Origin of the sequence: Marinobacter xestospongiae (assembly GCF_023156385.1) — a bacterium.
Classification (GTDB): domain Bacteria; phylum Pseudomonadota; class Gammaproteobacteria; order Pseudomonadales; family Oleiphilaceae; genus Marinobacter; species Marinobacter xestospongiae.
In genome coordinates this window covers 1-11,966 of sequence record NZ_JAKZAK010000002.1, presented here as the reverse complement: position 1 = coordinate 11,966, position 11,966 = coordinate 1, and the positions used below count along the sequence as shown (strand labels likewise).

Sequence of the window (11,966 nt, the reverse complement as noted above, 5' to 3'; positions counted from 1 at the left end):
TGTGCCTTGGCAGTTAACCGGCGGCTGCCAGATACTTCTCCAGTTCCGAGCGGAACGCCGCCTGCACCCCTAGTCGCTTCAGCATCCAATAGTGGCCGGCGATCATTCGGTCAATGAAAATGCTTTCCACCGGCGGCTTGAAGTAGTCCAGGTACTGGAACACGGTGCTGGTCTTGGCGGCGACGTCCTTGTGGATTTCGGAATCGGCGAAGTCGTAGGGCTGATGGCCGTCGAACGGGCGGATCAGGATGTCCCGCCACATGGCGTAGTAGGCTTCATCGATGGCCGGCTTGTTCTCCACCCGCGCCCCCAGATCAATCAGGTGGCGATCCAGCGCCTGGTAATCCTCCTCCAGTGCCGCCACCAGGGCGTTGCGGTAGGCCGTGACGATCTCCGGCTTGAGCTTCTTCACGCACCCAAAGTCGTAGAGGATGATGGTGCCATCCGGGCGATAGGCAAAGTTGCCGGCATGCGGGTCGCCGTGGATGCACTGGTAGCGGAACAGCTGGTCCGCCATGGTGACGAAAATCCGGTGACCGATCTGGTTGATCGTGTCCTGGCTGTAGCGTTCCGGAGACACCTGGCTGATGTGGTCGCCTTCCACCAGCTCCAGGGTCAGCACCCTGCGGGTGGAGTGGCTGTCGATCACCGCAGGAATCAGTACGCCGGAATCGTCCTTGTGGAAATCCCGGAACAGATGAATGTTGCGGGCTTCGTTGTCGTAATCCAGCTCTTCCTTCAGGCGTTCGCGAATCTCGGCGAACAGCTGGTCAACGCTTTCCTTCGGCATTTTCAGCAGCCCACCCAGGCGCAACGCCATGCGCAGCTGCTTGAGGTCGGAATCGCAGGAGTCGTCCACCCCAGGATACTGCACCTTGACGATCACGTCGGTGCCGTCATGCAGGCGGGCGCGATGAACCTGGCCAATGGAGGCGGCGGCGTAGGGCTCCTCCTGCAGGTACTCGAACAGTTCATGAACGGGTTTGCCCAGTTCCTGCTCGACCTGGGCGGTGATCACCTCGAAAGGCATGGGTGGCGCTTCTTTCTGCAGCCGTTGCAGCGCGTCTGAGAATTCCTTGGGCAGGAAATCCTGGGTCTGGGACGCGATCTGTCCCACCTTCATCACCGCGCCCTTGAGTTCTCCCAGGGTGCCGGCAATCTGGTCGGCCATCTTGCCGTAGCTTTCGCTGCGGGCCTGTTCGTCCTGCTCCCGGCCGATCAGCCGTCGCGCCCGCTGGCCGGCATACTGACCGGCCACTGAGGCGGTCATGCCGGCGAGTTTGAAGAAGCGTCCACCGCGGGATGTGATTGGTTTCTTGGCCATGCTTTGGGTACGTCCACTGTCCGAAAACGGTTTGCTCAGAGTCTGCTGAGAGCCAGGCCACCAGCAAAAGTGGTGCCCCGCTGACCTTACACCACGGTGGTTTCGACGAACAGGGCCGGGTCCCGCTCCGGATCAGGCAGCAGTGACAGGGAGAGTGTGTGGCCGCTTTCGAGGGCGCCGACACCCGCAGGCGTTCCGGTCAGGATCACGTCCCCCGGCTGCAGGCTGAAGATCTGGCTGATGTGTTGGATCAGTGGCACCACCGGGTTGAGCATGTCACCGGTATCGCCGGTCTGGCGGCGTTCGCCGTTGATGTCGAGGGTGAAGTGCAGCGTTTCCGGGCTCAGGCCCTGGGCGCTGATAAACGGGGAGAGTGGGCAGGCGCCGTCAAAGGCCTTGGCGCGTTCCCAGGGGTGCCCCTTGGTCTTGAGCTCAGACTGGACATCTCTCAGGGTGAGATCGAGAGCCAGGCCGTAGCCGAGAATGGCGTCCCGGGCCTGGGTTTCGGTCGCGGCGGAGAGCGGCTGGCCAATCAGTACTGCCAGTTCGGTCTCGAAGTGCACCGAGCCCTGGTCCTTTGGGGGTGCCAGCGGCCGGGTGATGTACATGGCCGAGCTGGCCGGTTTGATGAACAGCAGCGGGGTTTCCGGAATGGGGTTGTTCAGCTCTTCGGCGTGGGCGGCGTAATTGCGGCCCACGCAGACGATCTTGCCCAGGGGGAAGTGGATCGGCGTGCCGTCTTTCCAGTGGTGTTGGTATTCAGGCATGATCGATCTCCTTGTTGGTGCTGCGCCCCGGGGCATGCAGAGTGAGCCGGGGGACGGTTTAGTCCCCCTCGAAAGAACAGACAGTATAAACCGCCAGTTCTTCTTCACGCAGCTTTTGCGAGCCCCCCAGGTCGGGCAGGTCAATCATCGCGGCGACCTCGACGATCTCGGCCCCGATCCGGCGAATCAGCCGGGAAGCCGCCAGCATGGTGCCGCCGGTGGCGATCAGATCGTCCACCAGGATCACCCGGTCGCCCTCGTGGAAGGCATCCTTGTGCAGCTCCACCGAGGCGGTGCCGTATTCCAGTTCGTAGTCTTCCACCAGGGTGTCGAACGGCAGCTTGCCCTTCTTCCGCACCAGCACCAGGCTGGCGTTCAGCTCGTAGGCCAGTGCCGAGCCGATGATAAAGCCACGGGCATCCACCGCAGCCACGGCGTCGATATTCTGGCCGTGGTAACGGTGAACAAAGGCGTCGATGAGCTTGCGAAACGCAGTGCGGTCCTGCAGCACGGTGGTGATGTCGCGGAACGAGACACCGGGCTTGGGCCAGTCAGGAACGGTCCGGATGGCCTGTTTGATGCTTTCTGAGAAATAGTCCATGGGTATTCCGATCAGTCTGCGGCCAATCAGGCCGCATCCAGGAAGATGAATTTAAGGACGAACACAACGGCGATGATGGCAACGCTGGCGCTCAGCTGCGACCAGCGGCCGCTGAGAGCCTTGAGGGCGGCGTAGGTGATGAAGCCCAGGGCGATGCCGTTGGCGATGGAGAAGGTCAGCGGCATCATCAGTGCGGTGACCACGGCCGGAGCTGCTTCGGTGACGTCTTCCCAGTCGATCAGCTTGAGGCCGCTGGTCATCAGCACGGCGACGTACAGCAGTGCCGGCGCGGTGGCGTAGGCCGGAATGATGCTGGCAATCGGTGACAGCAGCAGACAGGCCAGGAACAGCGCGGCGACAACCACAGCGGTCAGCCCGGTGCGGCCACCAGCGGCGATACCGGCGGTGGACTCGATGTAGCTGGTGGTGGTGGAGGTGCCCAAGGTTGCGCCGGACATGGTGGCCACCGAATCACTCATCAGGGCACGGCCAAGTCGTGGCAGTTTGCCGTTCTCATCCAGCAGGCCACCGCGCTGGGCGGCGCCAATCAGGGTGCCGGACGTGTCGAACAGATCGACGAACAGGAACGCGAAGATCACGCTGATCATCGCCACATCAAGGGCACCGGCAATGTCCAGTTGCATGAAGGTGGGAGCCAGGCTCGGCGGCGCAGAAATAAAGCCCTTGTACTCGACCAGTCCCAGCATCATGGCCACCGCCGTGACGGCGATGATGCCAATCATCACGGAGCCGGTGACCTGGCGATAGGAGAGGGCACAGATCAGCAGAAACCCACCGAAGAACAGCAGGGACTCGGCCGCCTTCAGATCGCCAATGCCCACCAGGGTGGCCGGGTGGTCAATCACGATACCGGCGTTCTTAAGGGCGATCAGCGCCAGGAAAAAGCCAATACCGGCCGAGATGCCGAATCGCAGCGACATCGGAATCGAGTTAATGATCCATTCCCGCACCCGGAAGATGCTGAGCAGGAAGAAGATCAGGCCGGACAGGAACACCGCTCCGAGCGCGATCTGCCAGCTGTAGCCCATGCTGCCGACCACGGTGAAGGAGAAGAAAGCGTTCAGACCCATGCCCGGAGCCAGGGCGATGGGGTAGTTGGCCCAGAGGCCCATGATCAGGGTGCCGATAACGGCGGCCAGGCAGGTGGCAACGAACACTGCCCCGAAGTCCATGCCGGTGCCCTGCAGGATGCTGGGGTTGACCACGATGATGTACGCCATGGTCAGGAAGGTGGTGATGCCGGCGATCACTTCTTTACGAACAGTGGTGCCGTGGGCCTTGAGTTGAAAGAGTCGTTCAAGCATTGGGAATGTCTGCCTTGCTAAGGGCCAGTGGGGGTTTGGAGTTTGGGTATTGGCTAACGGAATATCAGACCGGTGACGGGGAGATAGGGTGCGTTCCCCTCCGGTTGGGTGAAAAAAGGGCAATGTTACCGACTGAGCGCCCTCAGGCCAAGGGCCTGCGCCCTGGCTTGATCAATCCGATCGTAAAATCACCGGTGTCGATGGGCCGTGATGGCAGATTTCTGCGGGAAAGCCGCAATTGACCCGGAACAAAGTAATGCGTCCCGGGACATCACTATAATTATGGCTAATGGTGCGCCATCAGTGGATTTCATTGGATTCACTCGGGGGGCGCCTTATGCTGAGGCGCATAACCGTAACAACAGCCAACAATAACCGAGGAATCAGACCATGCGGGCAATCTTGTGCAAGGCCTATGGGCCAGCGGAAAACCTGGTGATCGAAGACGTCGAGAGCCCCCAGGCGCGGGGCCATGGGGTGCGGGTGCGGGTCAGTGCGGCCGGGCTCAACTTTCCCGATACCCTGATCATCGAGGGCAAGTACCAGTTCAAGCCCAACCTGCCGTTCTCGCCGGGCGGCGAAATGGCCGGTGAGGTCATTGAGATTGGTGACAAGGTTACCCGCTTCAAACCCGGTGACCGGGTGGTGGGGCTCACCGGCTTTGGCGCCTTTGCCGAGGAAATCGTGGTGTCCGAGCACAATCTGTTGCCGGCACCGGACACCATGAGTGATGAGAAGGCTGCGGCGTTCACCATGGTCTATGGCACTTCCTACTACGCCCTCAAACAGCGCGCCAACCTTCAGCCTGGCGAGACCCTGCTGGTGCTGGGCGCCAGCGGCGGTGTGGGGCTGGCGACGGTTGAACTCGGTAAGGCCATGGGTGCCCGGGTGATTGCCGCGGCCAGCAGTGCCGAGAAGCTGGCGGTGGCCAAAGAGGCCGGCGCCGATGACCTGATCAACTACAGCGAAGAGCCGCTGAAAGACGCCGTCAAGAAGCTGACCGGCGGCAAGGGTGTGGATGTAATCTACGATCCGGTGGGTGGTGACTTCACCGAGCAGGCGCTGCGGACCATGGCCTGGAACGGCCGTCACCTGATTGTCGGGTTCGCCGCCGGGGACATTCCCAAGATCCCTGCCAACCTCACCCTGCTCAAGGGCTGCTCGGTGGTCGGTGTGTTCTGGGGCAGCTTCACCCAGCGGGAACCGGAGGCCAATGGCCGCAACATGATGGAACTGCTTGCGATGTACCAGGAAGGCAAGATCGATCCCCGGATCAGCGAAGTCTACGACTTCGAAGACTACGCCCAGGCCCTGAACGCACTGACCGAACGTCGCGCCAAGGGCAAGATCGTGTTGCGGGTGACCAGGGCCTGAGGCCGGCGCACCGGCGACACAGGGGCTTGGCACGGCAGTCGACTGGTGAAAGAATGATCAGGTGAAACTCTGACAAGGCGAGATGCTGATCTCTGCCAACGGGAGGCGTCGCTATGCACGCCATGGTGCTTCACCAGCAGCAACAGCCACTTCGGCTGGAGCAGTGGCCAGCGCCGGTACCGCAGGATCACCAGATCCAGGTTCGGGTGCTGGCTTGTGGTATCTGCCGCACCGATCTGCATGTGGTGGATGCCGATCTCACCGAACCTGTCCTGCCATTGATTCCCGGTCACCAGATTGTGGGCCGGGTCACCCGGGTGGGGGCAGCCGTTACCGACGTCGCGGTGGGGCAGCGGGTTGGCATTCCCTGGCTGGGAAGTAGCTGTGGCCGCTGCTTTTTCTGTCGGCGGGATCAGGAGAATCTGTGCGACGACGCCCGTTACACCGGCTACCAGATTCAGGGTGGCTTTGCGGAGTACGCGGTGGCCGATGCGCGCTACTGCTTTGCCATTCCCGAGGGTTTCACTGACTTGCAGGCGGCGCCTCTGCTGTGTGCCGGGCTGATTGGCTACCGCGCCTATCGCCAGGTGCAGGACAGCGAACACCTTGGGCTGTACGGGTTTGGCTCTGCTGCCCACATCCTGCTGCAGGTGGCCCGCTACCGCAAACAGCAGGTCTATGCCTTTACCCGAGATGGCGATACCGCCGCCCAGGCCTTCGCCCGTGATCTGGGCGCCACCTGGGCTGGCTCGTCGTCCCAGCCGCCCCCCACGACCCTGGATGGTGCCATTATCTTTGCGCCCGCCGGTGAGCTGGTGCCGGCGGCATTACAGGCCGTGCGCAAAGGCGGCCGGGTGGTGTGCGCCGGTATTTACATGTCCGAGATTCCGGCCTTTCCCTACCGCATTCTCTGGGGCGAACGCCAGCTCACTTCCGTCGCCAACCTGACCCGCTGGGATGGCGAAGCTTTCCTGCCCCTGGCCGCGAAGATTCCGGTGACCACCACGGTCCATACCTATCATCTGGACCAGGCCAACCAGGCACTCGACGACCTGAGGGCAGGGCGCTTTACCGGTTCGGCGGTGTTGGTGCCTTCGTTGTCGGGGCCGGAGACGGAGGCAAGGTCAGGCTGACCGTCTGCTTAACGTAGTCGTACATGCCCGGGCAACTGCTGGCCCTGGGGCCGGCCACATTGAGAATGCCAACCTCAAAATCCTCCACGAAGGCGCGGATCAGCTCCGCCGCTCTTGAGGGCGCCATCAGTGCGACATCAATAAGCTTGTAGGGCTTGTTCTGGCGAATGCAGAACAACACCGTCGCTTCCGTGCCTCCCTGAACGTAGGTGTCGTAGAAAATGACGGTGCCATCCGCATCCACCACGTTTTGCTTGGTTCGCTGGCGGTAGCCTCCCCCGATCTCGGTCAGCGGGTAGATGGCATCAATTGGCCCATCCTCGGCTTTGCGGCCCACGGGGCAGCTGCCGCCAATGGCAAACGAGGCGTCGAGGGCGGCATCCAGCGCCGCCCGATCAGCACCGGTCTGCGCACCACTGATAATCCTGGTCAGCATGGTGTGTCCTCTACACAGTTTTTTGCGCCTGCAGAAAGGTTTCGATGGCCGAAGGCGAGGTCAGATGATGCACCGTCTTCGATCCGCGGGCCTCGTCGACAAGCTGCCGGTATCGCGGTGTCAGCTTGCGGTGGCACAGCCAGAGTACCCGGTAGCTGTTCAGAGTGCCCTTCACGATAGAACTGCCCTCCGGCCAACCCTCGGGCGTAACGAACAAGCCTTTCAGCAGCCGTTTGGTGACCCAGAGGGTATGGGTGCGCAGCGGCAGATCAATGAACACCAGGGTATCCGCCGCCGCAAAGCGTTCCCAGGCAGAGGGAACACAGCCAAATCCGTCGATGATCCAGGCATCCTGGTCCAGCAAGCGCGAATGAAGGCTGAGATACTCTTCCCGTGGGATTTCCTCCCCATCAGGCCGGAACTGAATCTTGTCCAGGGAGTGAAGTGGAAGGTGAGAGGCCTCGGCCAGCCGCCTGGCCAGAGATGACTTACCGCCGCCGGCGTTGCCGAAGATTGCGACCTTTTTCATGACGACTCCTGTGGCTGTTGATAGAGCCCAGGACGCCGATCATGAAAAACCCGCCTCCTGGGCGGGTTTGAAAAACGGCTGACGCGTCCAATCCCACCATTCCTAGGGAATGATGGTGATAATTCGGAATGCTTGAGGCGCGTGCTGTGTGTTCATTGCTTGATCATTGCGGATTGGGGGTTCAGAAGTCAACTCTGGTGGGGGTTACGCAAACTTCCTGGCATGTGCTCGCAGTTTTTTCATCGCCCAATCGTAGTGACTGGAAAGGGTGGAGACGCAGTAGCTGCCGAGAGAGGTTGAGCCTGTCCAGTCGAAGTGCTGTTTGGTGAACAGCTCGTCGTCTGAAAACGTCTGGACCAGCTCCAGCACTGCTTGATGGCTGTCGGTTACCATGCCCTTGGCTTCTTCAAGCGATGTGCCTTGGTGTTGCTGCCAGAATGCCTGGTTCATCTCGCCGTAGGTCTTCCAGTTGTACGGCTCTGGAAGAAAGTTTCTCTTCTCCCCCTGCATGTTCGAGCTCACCCAGGTCAGGAGCAACTGGTGCCATTCGTAGAGGTGAACCAACACGTCCCGGAGGTTCTTATCCCGGCGCCAGTGAGCCTCTTTCTTGCCGGTATCGTTTGAGAAATCGAACTCGGTATCCAGAGCCTCCTGGGGCATGGCTTCAATGAGCTGCCAGAGTTTCTCGAAGTTCGTTTGTGCAGCCTCTACAAGGGTGGCTTTGGTTGTGGGGCGGCTCATGTGAATCCTCCTTTTACCGCTTTGGGGGACTAGCCAACGGTGACGTTACCCTATCACCGGACCTGTCTTCGGGCTGCCTGATCCGGACTCTGGACCTGAAGTCGTTGGAGAAGCAGCGCCTCACTCTCCGATCCGGCTTGTCAGCAACTTGAAGCTCGCAGCACCAAAGAACATCGAAAAGACGCTTTCAAACACCACCTTGGATTTCAGGTATACCCGTCTGGCGGTGCCATTGGAGAACAGCACGGCATAGCCAAGAAAAACCAGCGAGCTGACCGCCCCGACGACCAGAATGACCGACAGCAATGCCGGGGGTGATACGGTTGCGGGAACACCAATCGAGTAAAGGGACCCAAAGAACAGAATGGCTTTGGGGTTGGTCAGGTGGATCAACAGCCCCTTGAAGTAGTTGCTCCGCGCACTGGCGGCCCTGTTCTCAGGCAGACTCAATGGTCGGGCGCTGAAGGCGGAGTGCAGGGATTTCAGCGCCAGGTAAAGAAGGTAGAGCGCTCCGCAATACCTCAGGATCTCGAAGAACCAGACGTTGGCATGCAGTATGGCTGCGAGCCCAAACGCTGCCGATGTTGACCACACCAGTGACCCGGTAAGGACACCGGCGGCCATTGACAGGCCCAGGTAGCGTCCTTGATTCATCGAGGTACCCGCTATCGCCAGGGTCGCGGGCCCGGGACTGGCGATTGCGGCCAAAGCGGCTAACACGATAAGCAGATAATTGATCTCTTCCATTTGTTGTTCTCCGGTTGAAGCTCCACCGCCCGATAGGGCGATGTCACGAAGTCTGGGATACGCTGGCGTTGACGGAAGCGCCGCTACGGGGTGTTCAGCAACGCCTCAGGCTGACACATCCCCCCGGTAGACCAGATGGATCTTGTTGCCATCAAGGTCCCGCAGGTAAGCGCCGTAGTAGCCCTTGCCGTAATGTTCCCTTTCGCCGGGTTGGCCTTCATCCGCGCCGCCATGCTCGATGGCTGCCTTGAACGCCTGGTCGACCGCCTCGACGCTGGGCGCAGAGAACGCAACCATTGCACCGTTACCTGCTGAGGCACTTTCGCCATTGAAGGGTTCGTAAACGTAGAACCGTGGCAGCGGTGCCTCTCCATTGACCCAGCACGCCGCTAAAGGCCCGCCATCTGGCTCGACGATTCGTTGCTGAAAGCCGAGGTGACACAGTACGGCGTTATAGAATTCGGTTGCTTCCCTTAAGTTACCGGTTCCAACGGTGATATGGCTGAACATGCCTGTTACTCCTTTGGGCTGGCATGATGCTATGGTACCCACTTCCTGGGGACTGGCACTGAGGCGATCCGGAGTGAATCCGAGGCTCCCCTGAAACGCTTTAAAAGCCAAGACCTACGGCTCAGCCTGCGGCGGGCGCGGAATGGTCAATATGCTTGTGCGGTTATTGATCGTCAACTGATTGAGGCAGGCAATGTCAGGGTCGGGACGCCGCTCAATCAACTCGGTTCGGGTTTTTCGCCAGCCGGGAATGGAGCACGTCATCCTGCCGCGGCCGCCGGTTCAGAATAGTGCAATCTGTTCGCCACCGGGCCGGCGATACAGGTCGGTCCTCAAGGGCTCGTGGTCGACCTGGTTGAGGCCGACCGCCCGGGCCTTTCTGTTGAATCGCTGCCGGATGAGATCAGCGTAGGGTCCGGTGCCGGACATTCGTTCGCCGAATCGGGCGCTGTAACTCTGCCCGCCCCGCAAATCCCGCATGCGATTCATCACATGGTCTGCCCGCTGGGGAAAGTGGCGCTGTAGCCAGTCCTGGAACAGCTCATCCAACTCCAGCGGTAGCCGCAGCAGAATCCAGGTGGCCTGTTGCGCGCCAGCTCCGGCCGCCGCCTCCAGTATCGATTCGATCTCCTGGTCGTTGATAAACGGAATCACCGGCCCGATGATGATACCGGTGGGAATGCCTGCATTGGAGAGCTCCCGCAGCACCTTCAGGCGAGTGGCGGGTGCCGCAGTGCGTGGCTCCATGCGGCGTTTCAGATCGTTGTCCAGAGTGGTCAGACTCACCCGCACCGAGCACAGCCCCTGGGCTGCGAGTTCCGACAGCAGGTCGAGGTCACGCAGAATCAGTGCGCCCTTGGTGATGATGGAGACCGGGTGCCGGTACTCGGTAAGCACCTCCAGGATTTCCCGGGTGATCCGTCGTTCTTTCTCCAGTGGCTGGTAGGCATCGGTGTTGACTCCCAGGGCGATGGGGGAGGGCTGGTAGCCGGGTTTGTCCAGCTCCTGACGCAGTTGCCGGGCGGCATTGGGCTTGGCAATCAGCCGGGTCTCGAAGTCCAGGCCCGGCGATAGATCCCAGTAGGCATGGGAAGGGCGGGCAAAGCAGTAGATGCAGGCGTGTTCACAGCCCCGGTACGGGTTGATGGACTGGTCAAACGGCACGTCCGGTGACTGGTTCCGGCTGATGATGGTGCGGACCTGTTCGTCGGTGACTTCGGTGGCCACGGAATCCGGGCAGACCTCATCACTGGGATCTCGGTGCCAGCCATCATCGACCTGGCGGTCGGTCGCGATAGGCTGGAACCGGTTGTTGGGGTTCAGGCCGGTACCTCGGGTTTTCATGGCGAGCTCTCGATACTGTTTTTATATACAGGTAGTCGAATGCTACGCCTTGCCAGGCGACTGTGCAAGGGTTCTCCAGCCGGCGGCTGAACGAGAGAGGGCCCGGGTGTTGAGCAATGGTCGGTGGTTGCTGCGCCGGCAGCTAAGAGATCTTATACTCCATGAACACCGCGTCCGGGTGAGGGTTAAACCGGTAAGGTGGGATCTCTGTGATGTTCGGAGTTCGTGTGTGATATTGGTCAGCGCAGTGATTCCAGATCTCGCAGGACGTCTTCGGCGGTCTCTCCGGGTGCGAGCGGCGGAATCTCCAGTCCGTCGCATTCGGCGTCCGAGGGTTCAGGGAATCGCAGCATCTTGCCGCTCACTGCTTCTTTGTCGATCCGCAACTGAGCCACCCAGCGTTCCTCGGTATTGGTGACCTGATTGGACATGGCATTCATCCGTGTTTGTGCCAAGTCGGGGGCTAGTTTTTCAATGCAGCCGGTCAGTCGAAGGAATTCGTCGAGGTAGTCGTCGGGCGGAGGCACCCCATCTGATAGGGATTGGAAGGCCGCTTGCTTGAGTGAAGCGTAATGGAACAGGGGTGGAATTAACTCAGGGCGGTCGCGATTGGCGTCAACGACAGCCCGTTCGACATCGTCACGCACACCATCCTGGTCCGAGTCGACGCCAATCAAACCTTCCTTGCCAGCCTCACCGGGATCCGGAGGGTAAAAAGACTCAACACAGCCAACCAATAAAAAGGGGATTGCGAAGGTACAAACCTTCCTATTCATAAGCATATCCATTGCAGTTTTATGACAGGCCATCATGGCCGCGAACCAATATAGCAAAGCTACCTGGGTCAGAATAGGTACGTGGCAAATTGGGACTCCAATTTTAGACCTCATCCCGTACATATCGTCCTTATTCGACTTTCCAGCAAAGGCAACAAAAGAAAACAAAAGGGGTCAAATCGATTTTAAATTAATCAATCTGACCCCTTTTTGCTGCTCAACGAGCGATCGGTCAATGACCAGTCAGGCGACTGGTCGATCAAGCCTGGGCGCAGCCGTTGCCGGCGATTTTCAACCCAGTTGTCCAAATGACCGCATTTAGGCGGCCAGTTTATTGCGCTCAACTTCCTGCAACTTGC

The 11,966-nt window shown here is 60.1% G+C and carries 13 protein-coding genes; 2 read left to right on the top strand and 11 right to left on the bottom strand.

What is annotated here, in order from left to right; all coding sequences use genetic code 11:
- Positions 1–13: 13 nt before the first annotated feature.
- From MLD24_RS01835 to MLD24_RS01820, 4 genes are all read right to left on the bottom strand, one after another.
- Entirely contained in the window at positions 14–1,324 is a 1,311-nt protein-coding gene (locus tag MLD24_RS01835) for an ABC1 kinase family protein (RefSeq protein WP_248163376.1), read from the bottom strand.
- Between the two features lie 86 nt (positions 1,325–1,410).
- Positions 1,411–2,091 (bottom strand): fumarylacetoacetate hydrolase family protein, encoded by a 681-nt coding sequence (locus MLD24_RS01830; RefSeq protein ID WP_248163375.1) that lies wholly within the window; start codon positions 2,089–2,091, stop codon positions 1,411–1,413.
- A gap of 58 nt (positions 2,092–2,149) precedes the next feature.
- Positions 2,150–2,692, bottom strand: a complete 543-nt coding sequence (locus MLD24_RS01825; RefSeq protein WP_248163374.1) for an adenine phosphoribosyltransferase — start codon at positions 2,690–2,692, stop codon at positions 2,150–2,152.
- Positions 2,693–2,718: 26 nt separating this feature from the next.
- Complete coding sequence (locus MLD24_RS01820) at positions 2,719–4,017, bottom strand: NCS2 family permease (protein ID WP_227175275.1); 1,299 nt, start codon at positions 4,015–4,017, stop codon at positions 2,719–2,721.
- Between the two features lie 390 nt (positions 4,018–4,407).
- On the opposite strand from MLD24_RS01820, the gene MLD24_RS01815 reads away from it, so the two are divergent.
- The gene (locus MLD24_RS01815; RefSeq protein ID WP_227175276.1) at positions 4,408–5,391 is read left to right on the top strand and encodes an NADPH:quinone oxidoreductase family protein; all 984 of its coding nucleotides are present in this window, start codon (positions 4,408–4,410) and stop codon (positions 5,389–5,391) included.
- Positions 5,392–5,504: 113 nt separating this feature from the next.
- Positions 5,505–6,524: a zinc-dependent alcohol dehydrogenase family protein gene (locus MLD24_RS01810; protein WP_248163373.1), complete on the top strand. Its 1,020-nt coding sequence runs from the start codon at positions 5,505–5,507 to the stop codon at positions 6,522–6,524.
- Here MLD24_RS01810 and MLD24_RS01805 read toward each other — a convergent pair.
- The 7 genes from MLD24_RS01805 to MLD24_RS01775 form a co-directional block, all read right to left on the bottom strand.
- Complete coding sequence (locus tag MLD24_RS01805) at positions 6,460–6,960, bottom strand: putative molybdenum carrier protein (protein ID WP_248163372.1); 501 nt, start codon at positions 6,958–6,960, stop codon at positions 6,460–6,462. The two genes, MLD24_RS01810 and MLD24_RS01805, sit on opposite strands and share 65 nt — an antisense overlap.
- Positions 6,961–6,970: 10 nt before the next feature.
- Positions 6,971–7,489, bottom strand: a complete 519-nt coding sequence (locus MLD24_RS01800; RefSeq protein ID WP_248163371.1) for a P-loop NTPase family protein — start codon at positions 7,487–7,489, stop codon at positions 6,971–6,973.
- A 204-nt stretch (positions 7,490–7,693) separates the two neighbouring features.
- Entirely contained in the window at positions 7,694–8,230 is a 537-nt protein-coding gene (locus tag MLD24_RS01795; protein ID WP_248163370.1) for a ClbS/DfsB family four-helix bundle protein, read from the bottom strand.
- 120 nt (positions 8,231–8,350) lie between these two features.
- The gene (locus MLD24_RS01790) at positions 8,351–8,977 is read right to left on the bottom strand and encodes a LysE family translocator (RefSeq protein ID WP_248163369.1); all 627 of its coding nucleotides are present in this window, start codon (positions 8,975–8,977) and stop codon (positions 8,351–8,353) included.
- Positions 8,978–9,082: 105 nt separating this feature from the next.
- Positions 9,083–9,487 (bottom strand): VOC family protein, encoded by a 405-nt coding sequence (locus MLD24_RS01785; protein ID WP_248163368.1) that lies wholly within the window; start codon positions 9,485–9,487, stop codon positions 9,083–9,085.
- Between the two features lie 282 nt (positions 9,488–9,769).
- Positions 9,770–10,831, bottom strand: coding sequence for a PA0069 family radical SAM protein (locus tag MLD24_RS01780; RefSeq protein ID WP_248163367.1), 1,062 nt, complete (start codon positions 10,829–10,831; stop codon positions 9,770–9,772).
- Positions 10,832–11,070: 239 nt separating this feature from the next.
- Positions 11,071–11,607, bottom strand: coding sequence for a hypothetical protein (locus tag MLD24_RS01775; RefSeq protein ID WP_248163366.1), 537 nt, complete (start codon positions 11,605–11,607; stop codon positions 11,071–11,073).
- Between the last annotated feature and the right edge of the window lie 359 nt (positions 11,608–11,966).

Coding starts and splice junctions, on each gene's coding strand:
- MLD24_RS01835 (WP_248163376.1), bottom strand. CDS start 1,324: ATGGCCAAGAAACCAATCACATCCCGCGGTGGACGCTTCTTCAAACTC.
- MLD24_RS01800 (WP_248163371.1), bottom strand. CDS start 7,489: ATGAAAAAGGTCGCAATCTTCGGCAACGCCGGCGGCGGTAAGTCATCT.
- MLD24_RS01805 (WP_248163372.1), bottom strand. CDS start 6,960: ATGCTGACCAGGATTATCAGTGGTGCGCAGACCGGTGCTGATCGGGCG.
- MLD24_RS01775 (WP_248163366.1), bottom strand. CDS start 11,607: ATGAATAGGAAGGTTTGTACCTTCGCAATCCCCTTTTTATTGGTTGGC.
- MLD24_RS01780 (WP_248163367.1), bottom strand. CDS start 10,831: ATGAAAACCCGAGGTACCGGCCTGAACCCCAACAACCGGTTCCAGCCT.
- MLD24_RS01810 (WP_248163373.1), top strand. CDS start 5,505: ATGCACGCCATGGTGCTTCACCAGCAGCAACAGCCACTTCGGCTGGAG.
- MLD24_RS01815 (WP_227175276.1), top strand. CDS start 4,408: ATGCGGGCAATCTTGTGCAAGGCCTATGGGCCAGCGGAAAACCTGGTG.
- MLD24_RS01785 (WP_248163368.1), bottom strand. CDS start 9,487: ATGTTCAGCCATATCACCGTTGGAACCGGTAACTTAAGGGAAGCAACC.
- MLD24_RS01790 (WP_248163369.1), bottom strand. CDS start 8,977: ATGGAAGAGATCAATTATCTGCTTATCGTGTTAGCCGCTTTGGCCGCA.
- MLD24_RS01795 (WP_248163370.1), bottom strand. CDS start 8,230: ATGAGCCGCCCCACAACCAAAGCCACCCTTGTAGAGGCTGCACAAACG.
- MLD24_RS01830 (WP_248163375.1), bottom strand. CDS start 2,091: ATGCCTGAATACCAACACCACTGGAAAGACGGCACGCCGATCCACTTC.
- MLD24_RS01825 (WP_248163374.1), bottom strand. CDS start 2,692: ATGGACTATTTCTCAGAAAGCATCAAACAGGCCATCCGGACCGTTCCT.
- MLD24_RS01820 (WP_227175275.1), bottom strand. CDS start 4,017: ATGCTTGAACGACTCTTTCAACTCAAGGCCCACGGCACCACTGTTCGT.